The organism is Acidovorax sp. K2F (assembly GCF_025246485.1).
In the GTDB taxonomy this organism is placed as follows: domain Bacteria; phylum Pseudomonadota; class Gammaproteobacteria; order Burkholderiales; family Burkholderiaceae_C; genus Acidovorax; species Acidovorax delafieldii.
Window position 1 is genome coordinate 1 of the sequence record NZ_JAOBSQ010000042.1, and the last position, 12,824, is coordinate 12,824.

At 63.2% G+C, this 12,824-nt stretch carries 21 protein-coding genes; 9 read left to right on the forward strand and 12 right to left on the reverse strand.

Annotated elements, in window-relative coordinates; translation table 11 throughout:
* Positions 1-23: 23 nt before the first annotated feature.
* The 4 genes from N4G42_RS16520 to N4G42_RS16535 form a co-directional block, all read right to left on the reverse strand.
* On the reverse strand, positions 24-662 hold the full coding sequence (locus N4G42_RS16520; RefSeq protein WP_260667939.1) for a DUF2325 domain-containing protein: 639 nt from the start codon (positions 660-662) through the stop codon (positions 24-26).
* Positions 663-884: 222 nt separating this feature from the next.
* Positions 885-2,390, reverse strand: a complete 1,506-nt coding sequence (locus N4G42_RS16525) for a tripartite tricarboxylate transporter permease (RefSeq protein WP_056064614.1) — start codon at positions 2,388-2,390, stop codon at positions 885-887.
* Between the two features lie 12 nt (positions 2,391-2,402).
* The gene (locus tag N4G42_RS16530) at positions 2,403-2,921 is read right to left on the reverse strand and encodes a tripartite tricarboxylate transporter TctB family protein (protein ID WP_056064616.1); all 519 of its coding nucleotides are present in this window, start codon (positions 2,919-2,921) and stop codon (positions 2,403-2,405) included.
* 83 nt (positions 2,922-3,004) lie between these two features.
* Positions 3,005-3,964: a Bug family tripartite tricarboxylate transporter substrate binding protein gene (locus N4G42_RS16535; RefSeq protein ID WP_116747501.1), complete on the reverse strand. Its 960-nt coding sequence runs from the start codon at positions 3,962-3,964 to the stop codon at positions 3,005-3,007.
* Between the two features lie 129 nt (positions 3,965-4,093).
* On the opposite strand from N4G42_RS16535, the gene N4G42_RS16540 reads away from it, so the two are divergent.
* From N4G42_RS16540 to N4G42_RS16565, 6 genes are all read left to right on the forward strand, one after another.
* Complete coding sequence (locus N4G42_RS16540; RefSeq protein WP_056065161.1) at positions 4,094-4,777, forward strand: response regulator transcription factor; 684 nt, start codon at positions 4,094-4,096, stop codon at positions 4,775-4,777.
* Positions 4,774-6,213 (forward strand): sensor histidine kinase, encoded by a 1,440-nt coding sequence (locus N4G42_RS16545; RefSeq protein ID WP_260667940.1) that lies wholly within the window; start codon positions 4,774-4,776, stop codon positions 6,211-6,213. The genes N4G42_RS16540 and N4G42_RS16545 overlap by 4 nt, the downstream gene beginning before the upstream one ends.
* A gap of 17 nt (positions 6,214-6,230) precedes the next feature.
* Positions 6,231-6,662 (forward strand): RNA-binding S4 domain-containing protein, encoded by a 432-nt coding sequence (locus tag N4G42_RS16550; protein ID WP_260667941.1) that lies wholly within the window; start codon positions 6,231-6,233, stop codon positions 6,660-6,662.
* A 146-nt stretch (positions 6,663-6,808) separates the two neighbouring features.
* Positions 6,809-7,366 carry a hypothetical protein gene (locus N4G42_RS16555; RefSeq protein ID WP_260667942.1) on the forward strand — a complete coding sequence of 186 codons (558 nt, stop codon included), beginning with the start codon at positions 6,809-6,811 and terminating at the stop codon, positions 7,364-7,366.
* A gap of 594 nt (positions 7,367-7,960) precedes the next feature.
* On the forward strand, positions 7,961-8,227 hold the full coding sequence (locus N4G42_RS16560; RefSeq protein ID WP_260667943.1) for a hypothetical protein: 267 nt from the start codon (positions 7,961-7,963) through the stop codon (positions 8,225-8,227).
* A 3-nt stretch (positions 8,228-8,230) separates the two neighbouring features.
* Entirely contained in the window at positions 8,231-8,521 is a 291-nt protein-coding gene (locus N4G42_RS16565; RefSeq protein ID WP_260667944.1) for a hypothetical protein, read from the forward strand.
* A 58-nt stretch (positions 8,522-8,579) separates the two neighbouring features.
* On the opposite strand, the gene N4G42_RS16570 is transcribed toward N4G42_RS16565, so the two are convergent.
* On the reverse strand, positions 8,580-8,849 hold the full coding sequence (locus N4G42_RS16570; protein WP_260667945.1) for a hypothetical protein: 270 nt from the start codon (positions 8,847-8,849) through the stop codon (positions 8,580-8,582).
* 89 nt (positions 8,850-8,938) lie between these two features.
* Complete coding sequence (locus tag N4G42_RS16575; protein WP_260667946.1) at positions 8,939-9,229, reverse strand: hypothetical protein; 291 nt, start codon at positions 9,227-9,229, stop codon at positions 8,939-8,941.
* Positions 9,230-9,328: 99 nt separating this feature from the next.
* Here N4G42_RS16575 and N4G42_RS16580 point away from each other — a divergent pair, with 99 nt between their 5' ends.
* Genes N4G42_RS16580 through N4G42_RS25685 form a run of 3 tightly spaced genes read left to right on the forward strand, consistent with a single transcriptional unit; the run spans position 9,329 to position 10,334 of the window.
* On the forward strand, positions 9,329-9,619 hold the full coding sequence (locus N4G42_RS16580; protein WP_260667947.1) for a type II toxin-antitoxin system RelE/ParE family toxin: 291 nt from the start codon (positions 9,329-9,331) through the stop codon (positions 9,617-9,619).
* The gene (locus N4G42_RS16585) at positions 9,616-9,960 is read left to right on the forward strand and encodes a BrnA antitoxin family protein (RefSeq protein ID WP_260667948.1); all 345 of its coding nucleotides are present in this window, start codon (positions 9,616-9,618) and stop codon (positions 9,958-9,960) included. The genes N4G42_RS16580 and N4G42_RS16585 overlap by 4 nt, the downstream gene beginning before the upstream one ends.
* Positions 9,957-10,334 (forward strand): Rap1a/Tai family immunity protein, encoded by a 378-nt coding sequence (locus N4G42_RS25685; protein WP_409557843.1) that lies wholly within the window; start codon positions 9,957-9,959, stop codon positions 10,332-10,334. Before N4G42_RS16585 ends, N4G42_RS25685 begins: the two co-directional genes overlap by 4 nt.
* 11 nt (positions 10,335-10,345) lie before the next feature.
* Here N4G42_RS25685 and N4G42_RS16590 read toward each other — a convergent pair whose 3' ends face one another.
* Genes N4G42_RS16590 through N4G42_RS16615 form a run of 6 tightly spaced genes read right to left on the reverse strand, consistent with a single transcriptional unit; the run spans position 10,346 to position 12,785 of the window.
* Positions 10,346-10,627 carry a hypothetical protein gene (locus tag N4G42_RS16590; RefSeq protein WP_260667949.1) on the reverse strand — a complete coding sequence of 94 codons (282 nt, stop codon included), beginning with the start codon at positions 10,625-10,627 and terminating at the stop codon, positions 10,346-10,348.
* Positions 10,624-11,001 (reverse strand): hypothetical protein, encoded by a 378-nt coding sequence (locus N4G42_RS16595; protein WP_260667950.1) that lies wholly within the window; start codon positions 10,999-11,001, stop codon positions 10,624-10,626. The genes N4G42_RS16590 and N4G42_RS16595 overlap by 4 nt, the downstream gene beginning before the upstream one ends.
* Complete coding sequence (locus N4G42_RS16600; protein WP_260667951.1) at positions 11,001-11,483, reverse strand: glycoside hydrolase family 108 protein; 483 nt, start codon at positions 11,481-11,483, stop codon at positions 11,001-11,003. Before N4G42_RS16600 ends, N4G42_RS16595 begins: the two co-directional genes overlap by 1 nt.
* On the reverse strand, positions 11,467-11,763 hold the full coding sequence (locus tag N4G42_RS16605; protein WP_260667952.1) for a hypothetical protein: 297 nt from the start codon (positions 11,761-11,763) through the stop codon (positions 11,467-11,469). Before N4G42_RS16605 ends, N4G42_RS16600 begins: the two co-directional genes overlap by 17 nt.
* Positions 11,760-12,137 (reverse strand): hypothetical protein, encoded by a 378-nt coding sequence (locus N4G42_RS16610; RefSeq protein ID WP_260667953.1) that lies wholly within the window; start codon positions 12,135-12,137, stop codon positions 11,760-11,762. Before N4G42_RS16610 ends, N4G42_RS16605 begins: the two co-directional genes overlap by 4 nt.
* A 12-nt stretch (positions 12,138-12,149) precedes the next feature.
* On the reverse strand, positions 12,150-12,785 hold the full coding sequence (locus tag N4G42_RS16615) for a GDSL-type esterase/lipase family protein (RefSeq protein WP_260667954.1): 636 nt from the start codon (positions 12,783-12,785) through the stop codon (positions 12,150-12,152).
* Positions 12,786-12,824 lie beyond the last annotated feature (39 nt).

Genomic DNA, 12,824 nt, shown 5'->3' on the forward strand with positions numbered 1-12,824 from the left:
CTAGGCAAATGGTACTAGCGCTATCAGGCGTTTTTATCCAAAACCGGAGTCAAAGAGGTGTACAGGAATGCCTCACATGCTGCCAGCGGCTGGTCCACCAAGATGCAGGGCTTGCCCGTGCGACGGCACTGGTCCTGCACCCGCCAGTAGGCGTCATGGCTGATGCAGCCCGTCTGGCAAATCACCAGGTCAGCGGCGGCCAGGCTGGCGTCGAAGGCCGCACCCGCGTCTGCGTCCGGATGGGCCTCGACCACCACGGGCACGCGCACCCTGCGGGGGTGTGCCGAAGCATCCGGGGGCGCGGCGCTGGTTGCCCCACCCTGCTCCGGGTGGCTCACTGCCCTGGTGTCTGACTGCGCCGCCAGTCGCCAGCGCAGGCATTCCCGCGACAAGGTGGCAATGCGCTCCGCCAGCACAGCGATATGGCGTGCCATGGTCTGACGGCGGGAGAGTCCCGGCACAGCAGCCCGTAGTTGCGCCAGCTCGTCGTACGCCATGGCCAGCCGCGTATCGCGCACCACCAGCGCCCCACGCAGCCGCACCACCTCGGCCTGCAGCGCCTGGATCTCCGCGGCCTGCGCCGTCAGGGCCGCGCTGCAACGCCGCTGGGCTTCGCCCCACTGACGACAAAGCACCAGAAACTCCTGCGGAAATGAAGACATGCGCCATCCTGCAAATAAGAACTATTCGCATTTTATGGTACGATTCAGCCTGAGTTCACAGCAAGCCACCTGGTGGGGAGGGCTCCGGGAGCACAGCGCCTGGGGGTCTGGCTTGCCAAGAAAATCGTCGGCACGGATCTGCCCGCGCCGTCTGGACGAAAAAAAACCGCGCCCGATGGCGCGGTTTTTTTATGGGTGCGAGCCTGGGGCCCCGCCACGGTTTCAGGCCTCTGCCAGCGCCATCTTGCGGGCAGCCCAGCGGCGCAGCAGGCGCGGAACGATCAGCACGGCCAGCACGATGACGATCAGGGTCACCGAACCGGGGCGCTCCAGGAAAATCGTCCACTTGCCTTCACCAATCGACACCGCATTGCGCATCTGTGCCTCGGCCAACGGGCCCAGGATCATGCCCACCACCACCGGCGCGGCGGGGAAGTCAAAGCGGCGCATCACCACACCCAGCAGGCCGATCGCGTACAGCAGCACCAGGTCGAACGCGCTCTGGCGCATGCCATACACACCCAGGGTGGAGAAGACCAGAATACCCGCGTACAGGTACGACTTCGGGATGTTCAGCAGTTTCACCCACAGGCCCACCAGCGGCAGGTTCAGGATCAGCAGCATCACGTTGCCGATGTACATCGACGCGATCAGCGCCCACACCAGTGCGCCGTTGGTGTCGAACAGCTGCGGGCCGGGCTGGATGCCATAGTTCTGGAACGCGCCAAGCAAAATGGCCGTGGTGTTCGAAGTGGGGATGCCCAGCGTCAGCAGCGGGATCAGCGTGGCCGTGATGGCCGCGTTGTTGGCGGCCTCGGGGCCTGCCACGCCTTCGATGGCGCCCGTGGTGCCAAACTCTTCCTTGTGCTTGCTCAGTTTCTTCTCGGCGGCATAGCTCAGGAAGGTTGGAATCTCGCTGCCACCGGCAGGCACGGTGCCAAACGGAAACCCGATGGCCGTGGCGCGCAACCATGCGGGCCAGGAGCGCTTCCACTCTTCCTTGGTCATGTGGGTGCTGGTCAGGCGGTTCTGGGTTTCGTCGGACTTGCCTTCGTACATCACGTTGTACAGCGCCTCGCCCACCGCAAACAGGCCCACGGCGATCAGCACCACTTCGATGCCATCCATCAGCTCAGGCACCCCCCCGGTGTAGCGCGCCTGGCCCGTGATCTGGTCAATGCCGATCAAGCCCATGGCCAGGCCCACAAACAGCGCCACCATGCCACGCAGCGTGCTCTTGCCCAGCACCGCACTCACGGTGGTGAAGGCCAGCACCATCAGCATGAAATACTCAGGTGGGCCCAGGCGGATGGCGTATTCGGCCACCAGCGGCGCGCAGAAGGTCACCAGCACCGTGGCGATGGTGCCCGCCACAAACGAACCGATGGCGGCCGTGGCCAGGGCCGCACCGGCGCGGCCATGCTTGGCCATCTTGTTGCCCTCCATGGCCGTGACCATGGACCCGGCCTCACCCGGGGTGTTGAGCAGGATGGACGTGGTGGAACCGCCATACATGGCGCCGTAATAGATGCCCGCAAAGAAGATCATCGAGGCCGTGGCCTCGACCTTGACGGTGATGGGCAGCAGCATGGCCACAGCCACTGCGGGGCCGATGCCTGGCAACACGCCCACGGCGGTGCCGATCATGCAGCCCACAAAGGCCCACATCAGGTTGATGGGTGTTGCCGCGGTGGCAAAACCCTGCATCAAAAGGTTTAAGGTTTCCATGGCGTGCAGGCTTTACAGCCACCCCGTGTTGGTCAGGCCGGGCAGGTTGATGGCCAGCAGTTGCGTAAACATCCAGTACACCGGGGCCGCTACCGCGATACCGATGAAGGAATCCTTGATCCAGGCCTGCAGGCGCAGGTCGAGTTCACCTTCCGAGCTCTTGAAACCCCGTACCGACAGCACGAAGCACAACGCACAGCTCAGGATGAAGCCCAGCGTGGTGATGAGCAGGGCGTTGAGCAGCAGCCCTGCCGACACCCAGATGAAGCCCTTCCAGTGGGCGCGCTCGTCGCCGGAGCCCTCTTCCAGCTCCCGAAACCCCCCGCTCAGCGCATGTGCCACGCACAGCACGCCGCAGATCAGGATGGCAATGCTGACCACCCAGGGAAAGAAGTTGGGGCCCACGCCACCGTAGCCCGCTTCTGAACTGACCGAGCTGGCCCCCCAGGCCAGACCCAGCGCTAGCACCACCAGCCCGACCCCGATCAGGGTCTGCAAGGGCTTGGAGCGCGATGAATGTTGTTGTGTCATGTTTTTTCCTTCGCACCAACCAATGCACGGTCAGGCCGCCTGCCCAGAGGCAGAAATGACGGCTGCCGCGCCTTGCTTCGGGATCAGATCATTCCGGACTTGGCCATCGTGGCGCGCATGCTGGCGAACTCGGCATCCACGAAATTGCCGAACTCGTCGCCGGCCATCCATGCGGGGGTCCAGCCGTTCTTTTCCATCGCGTCCTGCCAGGCCTTGTGCTTGAAGGTCTTGGCCAGCGCATCGATCAAGGCCTTGCGCTGTTCGGGCGTGATGCCAGGCGCGCCGTACACGCCGCGCCAATTGCCGATTTCCACGTTGATGCCCTGCTCCTTGAGCGTGGGCACGTTCACGCCCTTGAGGCGGGTGCCCGAGGTCACGCCCACTGCGCGCATCTTGCCGGCAGAGATGTACTCGGAGAACTCGCTGTAGCCGCTGCCGCCCACGGTCACGTTGCCACCCAGGATGGCTGCAGTGGCCTCACCGCCCCCACGGAACGCCACGTAGTTGATCTTGGCGGGGTCCACGCCCACTTCACGGGCGATCATGGCGGCGGCAATGTGCTCGGTAGAGCCGCGCGAGCCGCCACCCCACTTCACGCTGCCGGGGTCCTTCTTGAGCTGTTCCACCACATCCTTCATGGTCTTGAAAGGCGAGTTGGCGGGCAGCACAAACACGTTGTATTCGCTGGTCAGGCGCGCCAGGGGCGTAACCTTGTCCAGGCCCACCGGTGGTTTGCCGGTGATGATGCCGCCCAGCATCACAGCGCCCATCACCATCAGCGCGTTCGGATCGCCCTTGCTGGCGTTGACGAACTGGGCCAGGCCAATCGCGCCCGCTGCGCCGCCCTTGTTGTCGTAGGACACCGACGATGCGGCGCCCGCATCCTGCATCGCCTTGCCCAGCGCGCGACCGGTGGAATCCCAACCGCCCCCAGGGTTGGCGGGAATCATCATCTTGAGGGCCGCTGCCGACTGGGCCGACACGGGCAACGCACCCGCAGCGGCCAGGGCGGCCAGTGATTTCAGAAAGGTATCGCGACGCATGGTGTCTGTCTCCTGATAAGGTTTGCGAACCGCCCGATGATGCGCGCGCTGCCTGTCAAACGGCTGTCCTCAGACTCAGGGAAAACACTCATGCACCCGGCCCAATGAGACGGTGCTATGGTGCCGCGCATGCAATTGCTCCTTGTAGAAGACGACCCCACCATGCAGGCCACGCTGCACCGCGCACTGACCCGGCGTGGCATGGAAGTGACCGCAGTGGGCGACGGACGCGCAGCGCTGAGCCAATGGACCGCCCTGCAGCCCGACGCCGTCATCCTGGACCTCACCCTGCCGGGTCTGGACGGCTTGCAGGTGCTGCAGCAGGCGCGATCACGTGGCCTGCGCACCCCCGTACTGATCCTGACGGCACGTGGCACCGTGGGCGACCGCGTGGTGGGGCTGAACGCTGGCGCCGACGACTACCTGCCCAAACCGTTCGATCTGGACGAGCTGGAGGCACGCCTGCGCGCACTGGTGCGCCGCAGCGCAGATCCCGCCGTAGCGCCGCTGGCACCCAGCACCGTGCAGATCGGAGCCATCCGCTACGACAAGGACAGTGGCGCGCTGTACCTGAACGGCGAGGTGATGGAGCTGACCCCACGCGAGCTGGCACTGATGCACGCCCTGCTCGCGCAGCCGGGGCATGCCGTGACCAAGGAGCGACTGTATGAGCTGGTGTTTCCGGGCCAGCTCGACGTGCAGTACGAAGCCATCGAGGTCGTGGTGTACCGGCTGCGCAAGAAGCTGGCGGGCACAGGCCTGACCCTGATGACACTGCGCGGCCTGGGCTACCTGCTGCGGGCCGACGCATGAGCGAGGATGGAGTGCGCCACCACTCGCTGCGGCGGCGCCTGCTGCTGGGCATCTTGCTGCCTGTAGCCCTGTTCATCGGTTTCAACACCTGGAGCCTGTACCACCAGACGCTGGCATCGCTCAACACCGCGTATGACCGCACCCTGCTGGCATCCGCCAAAAGCATCAGCGAACAGCTCGATGTGAAAGGCTTTGACGACGCAGCGCAGCTGCGCGCCATCGTTCCTTATTCAGCCCTGGAGGCCTTTGAGGCCGACAACCAGAGCCAGATGTTCTACCGCGTTTCGACCCTCAAGGGCGAGATCGTGTCGGGCTTTGAGGACCTGCCGGTGTGGCACGGCAGCATCCCTGCCCGCCCTCCCTATGCGGCTCTGGTGGACTTTTACGATGACCGATTTCGTGACCGCGATGTGCGCGTGGCGGTGCTGCTGCAACCGGTGGCCAGCTCCGAAGGCCGGGCGATGGCCGTGATCCAGGTGGCGGAGACGCTGGAGGTGCGCGAAACCCTGGCACTGCAGATCCTGTGGAACACCCTGTTGCGACAGGCGCTGTTGATCGCCGTGGTGGCCTTTACCGTGGTGTTGGTGGTGCAGCGCGCCACCCAGCCCGTGCGGCAGCTCAGCCAGCAGCTGCAGGCCCGGCGCGAGGGCGATCTGAGCCCCATCGCGGCCCCGCTCGCCCCACGCGAGCTGCAGCCGCTGGTGGACGCCACCAATGAGGTCATGCAGCGCCTGCGTCACCTGCTGCGGCACCAAAAGCGCTTTGTGCGCGATGCCTCCCACCAGCTGCGCACACCGCTGGCCGTGCTCAAGACCCAGGTGCAATCGGCCCTGCGCGGCGACGTGGAGCCGCAACAAGCCCTGCACGAGATCAGCGACACCGTGGACCGCGCCACCCAGCTCGCCAACCAGATGCTGGCCCTGGCCAAGGTGGAGCAGCTGCGCCAACAAAGCGCTCCACCAGCCACCCGCTTTGATGACATTCTGCGTGCCGTGGCGCTGGAGATTTCGCCACTGATTGCTCAGCGCGATCTGGACTTTGGCATCCACACCGAGCCAACCCTGGTGCAATCGCATGAATGGATGCTGCGCGAACTGAGCCGCAACCTGCTGCACAACGCCGTGCGCCACGCACCGCCCGGCAGTGAGTTGACCGTGGACTTGCGCAGCGACGGGCGGCATGCGGCGCTGACGATCAGCGACCACGGCCCTGGCATTGATGACGAGCTGGCGGCACGCCTGTTCCAGCCCTTTTCTGCAGGAGACGTGCGCACCGGCAGCGGCCTGGGCCTGGCCATTTGCCATGAGATCGTGCTGGCCCTGGAAGGCAACATCACACTGACAAACCAGGTGCAAGGTCACAAGGTGACAGGGCTGGACGCCGTGGTTCGCCTGCCACTGCCTGCGCCCTTGACCGACAGCACACCCATGGCCTAGACGGCACAATCTCGCCCATGAACACCTTGGAGACGATGCGCCTGGACAAGTGGCTCTGGTGCGCCCGCTTTTACAAGACCCGCAGCCTCGCCACCGAAGAGATCGGCAAGGGCCGGGTCACTGTCAATGGCCAGCTGGCCAAACCTGCACGCGACCTGCGCTGCGGCGACACCGTAGCGCTGCGCCAGGGCCCCGTGGCACGCACCGTGCTCGTACGGGGCCTGAGCGGTGCCCGGGGCCCAGCGCCAGTGGCCCAGCAACTGTACGAAGAAACCCCTGACAGCATCGCCGCCCGCGAAAAGGCCGCAGAACTGCGCCGCTTGGCCCCCGAGCCAGCGGCGACATTGCCAGAAGGTCGCCCAACCAAACGCGACCGCCGCAAGATCGACAAGGTGAGCAACAAGGGAAGCGATTGGGGCAGCCGGTGGAGTGCTTCGATCGACGAGTGAGTAACGAAGGTGCCGACCATTTCACGGCACCGAGATAGGTGCTTGCGCGTGTCCATGCTGGGCCACTCACGCCTGCGATTTACTGAATAGGGGGCCGTACTGGGTAGATGTATCCTGAATTTGAAACGGGACATCACCAGCGCAGCATGAGGCGCACTGCGTGGCAGCAATTCTTCCACGCAACCGGTGGCAACTGGAGGCACAAAGCCGGCAGCGATGCCTCCCATGGCGGCCTTGGAGCCGCCCCTCCAACTCCACCCCCACTCGGCCCCGTCAATGCCTCCAGCAAACAGCAAAGCGCCCTTTGCCGATTCACCCAAGCGGATCTCAACCCGCATGCTGTTCGCAAAAGCACCGCGCCGATAACCTGCGGTGATGCGCAGCGTAAACACCGGGTGTCGAACTGGATCGAAACCCGCGCCTACGGTATTGGCAATGACGGCCAATGCCGGCATGGCGGTACCGTTCCACCCCTCCGCCATCACCGCACCATCGCCAAAAATGATGAAACCACGCGCAGCCGACCACAGGTTCTTGCCGTACCGCAAGATGGCCCCGCAGTGGGGGTTGTAGCCGCCCTGCCCACCCTCGCAATCGAGCGCAAAAACGATGTGATGGCCTCCGTTGGAAAAAAACCTGGAAGCATCGACCGTGCACAAAAAATCGGCGCAATGAGAAGGCGCAGAGCCCGCAGCCCTGGGTAGATAACAAAAGTCCAGATCGTTGAATGCCAGGCTGAGCTCGCGAACTTGCACGTCACGATGGTGCGTCATGGGGGCACTTCTTCCCTGTAGGCATCAGTATCAGTGTCAGCATACAGGGCCACTGGCCAGCACTTGCGCGCTCCATGTCGGCTTTGGGCCGCTATCACGGGCCAGCGCCCTCGGCCTGAAGTACACAATAAAAAAAAGCCCGCACAGGGCGGGCTGAAACCTTGCCAGAGTTCACCAGGACACAGGCCCTCCGCAATCCAAACAGCGGGCGGAATCTGATCCATGTCCCCAAGAAAGCGAGCAAGGCTCTTAGGACCTTACGATTGGGCGCGAAACATGATCGGTTGGGTATTCGGGAATCACCTATGCGCAATGCAATTCCTCAACCGAACTGCGGCGAACAGACAGACTTGACAAAGAAAAAGCCCCAAGCGCGTTGAGCGCTTGGGGCTTATCTTGGCGGAAACGGAGGGATTCGAACCCGCGATAGGGGTATTTGATGCGTATTCCAGCGTATTCGACACTATGAACGTGTACGCTGAACTACGCCAGAAACCGCTGGTTTAGGTTCGCTTTTAGGTTCGCATGACCGACTTGATCACCACGCTCGTAGAAGCAATATACGCGGAGCCACGCGAGGGCCGCTCCATGCCAGCGCGCATCGAACTGGGGCCCGACCTGTTCCACAAGTTCCAGCGCGAGCACCGCGAGGCTTTGACCGCCATGCTGCCGGAGGCAGACAACGTGTACCCCGGCTCACTGGCAGGCGTGCCAGTGGTTGAGGCGGAGACACCAGGAGCGGTGCTGGTCCGGCTGGACGGTGCCCGGGTCGCCCTGGCCCTGCCGGAATAATTTTTGGAATATTTTGTCGCCGCTTCGGTCGTCGTGACGCAAGACTCCGTTGTGCCCAATGTCGGGCTCAAGGAGATTTTGATGACGAAGAAGACGAGAGCGGAGCTGGCCCGCCACCAGAATGATGCGGTCTACACACAATGGATCGGCCGCCCACTAGAGCGCCGGCACACCAGCGACACCGAGGATTTTGCAGATGACCTCTGGTCACAGGGCATTCGCATGGGCAGTAGCCAAGAACTGCACCGCCAGATGGTGATGAACGTCATCCGGAGCTATGTGGTGACTGGCTAAAACCGGCACAGCGCCGGTTTTGAAATACCAACCGACCAAAAGTCAGCTGGTAACGCGACTAACCGCGCACGGCCCCATGCAGCGCAATCAGACGCTGCGCGATGCCCTCGGGATCGATCCTCATGTTGCTCATCGTGGTGGTGCCGACGCAGACATGCTCGTACCAAATGTGAAACCCCGAAAGATCGGGCATCTTTGCCTGGCTGCACTGCCGGATCGCAGCGCCGATGTTCGGGGCGCCCCACTGGTCTAACTCTTCCCGCCCGTCGAGGATGACTACGCGATAATTTCCGGGTTCAATCTTGCTGATGTGCAGGGTCAGGAGCATGCTGGACGAGTTGAAAAGGGATGGTCCAAAACTGGACCACCTCCGCGAAGTTCAGGATGATGGCTCAGATGTGAGCCATGGTCGCCGCACTATTTCAGGCGGCTCTCCGGTGGCAGCGACAGCATAGCGATACCCGACGGCGGGCGCGGCGCCAGCCAGTGGACCCACAGCCCCTTGAGCCAGGCCAGCGCGCAAACCACAGCCACCACACCAACGCCCCATTGGCCGCTGCGCCACACCGACCAGAACCAGAAAGGCTGGCTGACCAGGCCGACGATGCAGGCCCAGCGCTGGAACTGCGGGCTGCGGCTCTGCGAAAGCCAAATGGCGGTCGGGCCAAGGATGGCCAGGGCGGTTTGAACGAACTGATCGGAGGGCATCCCTGAATTGTGCACCACTGTATAAACGATCAGTGAATTATTTTTTGTATCTACACAAAAGTAGCTTGCTGTTATATATTTTGTAGATACAATAAACCCATGTTCACAGTCATCGAAACACCCACCTTCCAGAAGCAAGTCGCTGACGTGTGGACCGAAGCGGACCGCCTGGACTTCATCAGTTTCATCGCCGCCAACCCCGAAGCTGGCGACGTGATCCCCGGTGCTGAAGGTGCCCGCAAGGTGCGCTGGTCGGTGGCTGGCAAAGGCAAGCGCGGTGGCGCCCGGGTGGTGTACTTCAATATCACCGCCGAGGAAATTGTCCTGCTGGTGGCTGTGTACACGAAGGCCGACAAGGCCAACATTCTTCCGAAGGAGATCAAGCGATGATCAAGGCGATGAAAGACCTGCGAGGTCTGGATGCCGACGCGGTGGCCCGAGCCATCGAAGCCGACGCAGGCCAGGCAATCCCCGGACTGCGCGATTCCCTTGCCGACCTGAAGGCTGGCAAGTTTGGTGCGGTGCACACTCCTGCGAGCATTGCTGCGCGTGCCAAGGGCGGACGCCCCAAGGGCTCCGTGAAGGAGAACCCGAAGGTAGCCACCAACATCCGGTTTGACCAAGACGTGCTTGCGGCGCTGAAGGCCACAGGACCGGGCTGGCAAACGCGGGCAAATGACTTGTTGCGCGCGGACATTGAGGCGGGAAGATTGATTAGGGCTGCGTCGTGAGAGCCCAACAACTGGCGGTTTGCCTCGTCTTGTGCTTCTCGGCTGCAACAGTCTCTGCAGCGGACGGGAATCAACTCCTAGATGCTTGTCAGCAGGCGGTGAAATACTTCGACGGCGACAAAACGGACGTTGACAGATTCAAGATGCCGTACTGTTTGGGCCTCGTTGAAGGGACGCGCAACACAATGGCTCTGCTTGATCAGCAGGACCCTGCTGCGTGCGTTCCTGCAAATATCACGAACACCCAGGCGGTTCGACTCGTAGTGAAGTACCTTCGTGCGAACCCTGAAAAGCTGCACCTCGATGCGAGTGCAACTATTCTGCTGTCCCTTATGGCGGCGTACCCCTGCCCTCCGCGTGACGCCGTGAAGTAGGGGCTGCCCATTCACTCGCGCATCGTGGTGCGTGCGGTGCAGATCGCCAGCGCGGCGCGCAACTGCACCTCGTACCCTTCGCGCCGCTCAATCTCGGCCTGGGCCGCCTGGGTGAACTGATCCACCGTGACTCCCGGCCGCAGTGCCTCGGTGGGCATCATTGGGCGGTTTGGGATGGGCTCTTTGCACTCCACGGGCACGGCCATATTCACGCGCTGGATTTCCACATGATTCCTGGCCGCACCGCACGCCGATAAAGCGCAAGCAGCTATCAAATGAATAGCGATTTTCATGGATTCACCCTCCCCTTGAGCCAGCCATCGACCCGAGCTTGCGCGCTGGCGCACACGTCGCCCGGAACTGGCGCTGGCGCGGCCAGGATTTCGTCGGCGCGCTGGTTGTGCACTCGGGCGGTACTGGCGGCGACGGCCCGGGCGGGTGCCGCCTCGCGGGTTCGCTTGTCGGCCAGTTCGCGCAGGTCGTCCACGCTGTCACTGCAGGCGCTGGCCGCCTGGCGTGCGCCGTCGCGCTGACCTTCCATGGCGCGCAGGTCAGCCTGTGCTGTAGCGGTTTCGTCGCGCTGGCCTAGGTAGGCCCAACCCAGGACGGCATTGGCTGCCACGCTGATGGCCAGGGCCACGATAAAGGGGTTGATCGCGGGCAGCATCAGTTGTCCTGCGCGGCGTACCGCAGATTGCCCGCCACTCGCCGCGCCCAGCCACGCCCAAAGGTGTCAAAGGTCTGCAGCTTGGCGTAGAACTCCAGGCGCTCTGCATTGAACTGCAGCACCAGGTCGGCCGGGTCGGCACGGCCCACGGCGGCCAGGGTCGCGGGACCGATGATCCCATCGTCGGCAACACCGGCTGCACGCTGCATCCAACGCACCGCGTTGCCAATGCCATGGTTCACGGCGGCATCAAGCGCCTGGAATGCCAGCGCGCGCGGCAGCTTGTCGCCCTGCACACGCTGCCAGAAGTCGCGCTCGTAGATCGCCACAGCGTCTTCACGGGTCAGGGCCTTGATGTCAACGGACGGGTAGCTGCGCTTTGCAATCCCGAACTTGGTTTCACCGCCCGGGTCGTTTGGGTGGTTAACGTAGCCGCCCTCATGGGACAAAACGCGGTCGATCAGGTCACGAAACAGCGTCATGTAGCGCTCCTTTGTTGAAACCCCCGGGAACGCCGCCCGACCAGTAATGCGATGTGACCCACTGCACCTGCACGATGGCCAGGGACAGCAGCACCCCGAACCACGGCAGCGGCCAACCCATCAAAGGCCAGGCCATGCCCAGGGCGGCCACGGTGCCCAGAGCCCAGAATGAAAGTCGGATCGCGGCGCGCGTGCGCCGGTTGGTCTTCTGCATTCGGCAGAACACCGTGAAGAACAGCAGCAGGCACGCCACCTCATGTGCGATCAGCAAGGTGCTCATGGCTTGGGCCCTCCACTGGCACGGGAAAGCACGGCCTGCAGGGCTGAGCCGATGGCCTCGAAGACCGGGCGCCAGCCGTTGCCCAGGGCGCCAATGGCGAACGCCACCGGGGCCAGCGCCTCATTGGCCGGGATCTGCCACCGGCTTTGCAGCAGCAGCGAAAGCGCAGAAGTGAGCGCTACGGCTGTGAGCGTGCAGCGCAGCATCAGCCAGAAGCCAGCGCTCCTGGTCATGGTGTCGGCCGCGCTCAGTGGCCACAGCGCCCCGGCCAGCGCGGCAAACACGATCAGGGCATACGGCCCGGCCATGGGCCCGAGCAGCGCAATGGACACTGCGGCCAGGCTGATGCCTGATGTAGAGGTTGGTTCTGGCATTTTCTCCCTCGGTTATCGTTGTTCGGAAGTTCGCTCGATGGCGGCTACCAACAGAGCCGCCAGCCGATCCGACGCCTCCTGTGTTCGGTGGATTCGGTCGGCAATCACATCTCCCTCGCCCCGGTAGTCTTCACCCCACCCTGCGTGCTGCAGCCCGTACTCCTTCGCTATACGCAAGGTGATGGCGTTGAATGCATCGCGCTTCGCCAATGCCTCGGCGGTGAAGAAATCAGGGCTGACGGGCATGTTCACCACACCAGTCAGAACCGGGCGTTTCCCGGCGCCAATGACCGATCCAATGGCTGCGCGTAGGTCTGACTCAAACATCTCTGCTGTGCGCGGGTACAGGGCGTCGTTGCCGCCCAGCTCGATCACCACGATGGACAACTGACCAAAAGCGAACGGCAGCGCCTGGAATAGGGCCAACCCAGAAACTGACCTGTCATCCACCATCCAGCCAGGACGAGCGGCCTTGATGTAACTGGCAGGGCTGCGCTCAATGCCAGGGGCGGAAAAGATGGAGTCGCCGCGGAGCTCGACGGAGACGGCGGACGGCTCCTGATCCCCCCCACCACCACAACCAAAAAGAGCGACGGCCATAAAAAAACCCGCCAGAAGCGGGTTTCGCAGGAGCTTTGAGAGGGTCATATGTGGTCCCCGCTGGGGTCGAAGGGGTCGAGCAGCGGC

Coding starts and splice junctions, on each gene's coding strand:
- N4G42_RS16520 (WP_260667939.1), bottom strand. CDS start 662: ATGTCTTCATTTCCGCAGGAGTTTCTGGTGCTTTGTCGTCAGTGGGGC.
- N4G42_RS16525 (WP_056064614.1), bottom strand. CDS start 2,390: ATGGAAACCTTAAACCTTTTGATGCAGGGTTTTGCCACCGCGGCAACA.
- N4G42_RS16530 (WP_056064616.1), bottom strand. CDS start 2,921: ATGACACAACAACATTCATCGCGCTCCAAGCCCTTGCAGACCCTGATC.
- N4G42_RS16535 (WP_116747501.1), bottom strand. CDS start 3,964: ATGCGTCGCGATACCTTTCTGAAATCACTGGCCGCCCTGGCCGCTGCG.
- N4G42_RS16540 (WP_056065161.1), top strand. CDS start 4,094: ATGCAATTGCTCCTTGTAGAAGACGACCCCACCATGCAGGCCACGCTG.
- N4G42_RS16545 (WP_260667940.1), top strand. CDS start 4,774: ATGAGCGAGGATGGAGTGCGCCACCACTCGCTGCGGCGGCGCCTGCTG.
- N4G42_RS16550 (WP_260667941.1), top strand. CDS start 6,231: ATGAACACCTTGGAGACGATGCGCCTGGACAAGTGGCTCTGGTGCGCC.
- N4G42_RS16555 (WP_260667942.1), top strand. CDS start 6,809: ATGAGGCGCACTGCGTGGCAGCAATTCTTCCACGCAACCGGTGGCAAC.
- N4G42_RS16560 (WP_260667943.1), top strand. CDS start 7,961: ATGACCGACTTGATCACCACGCTCGTAGAAGCAATATACGCGGAGCCA.
- N4G42_RS16570 (WP_260667945.1), bottom strand. CDS start 8,849: ATGCTCCTGACCCTGCACATCAGCAAGATTGAACCCGGAAATTATCGC.
- N4G42_RS16575 (WP_260667946.1), bottom strand. CDS start 9,229: ATGCCCTCCGATCAGTTCGTTCAAACCGCCCTGGCCATCCTTGGCCCG.
- N4G42_RS16580 (WP_260667947.1), top strand. CDS start 9,329: ATGTTCACAGTCATCGAAACACCCACCTTCCAGAAGCAAGTCGCTGAC.
- N4G42_RS16585 (WP_260667948.1), top strand. CDS start 9,616: ATGATCAAGGCGATGAAAGACCTGCGAGGTCTGGATGCCGACGCGGTG.
- N4G42_RS16590 (WP_260667949.1), bottom strand. CDS start 10,627: ATGAAAATCGCTATTCATTTGATAGCTGCTTGCGCTTTATCGGCGTGC.
- N4G42_RS16595 (WP_260667950.1), bottom strand. CDS start 11,001: ATGCTGCCCGCGATCAACCCCTTTATCGTGGCCCTGGCCATCAGCGTG.
- N4G42_RS16600 (WP_260667951.1), bottom strand. CDS start 11,483: ATGACGCTGTTTCGTGACCTGATCGACCGCGTTTTGTCCCATGAGGGC.
- N4G42_RS16605 (WP_260667952.1), bottom strand. CDS start 11,763: ATGAGCACCTTGCTGATCGCACATGAGGTGGCGTGCCTGCTGCTGTTC.
- N4G42_RS16610 (WP_260667953.1), bottom strand. CDS start 12,137: ATGCCAGAACCAACCTCTACATCAGGCATCAGCCTGGCCGCAGTGTCC.
- N4G42_RS16615 (WP_260667954.1), bottom strand. CDS start 12,785: ATGACCCTCTCAAAGCTCCTGCGAAACCCGCTTCTGGCGGGTTTTTTT.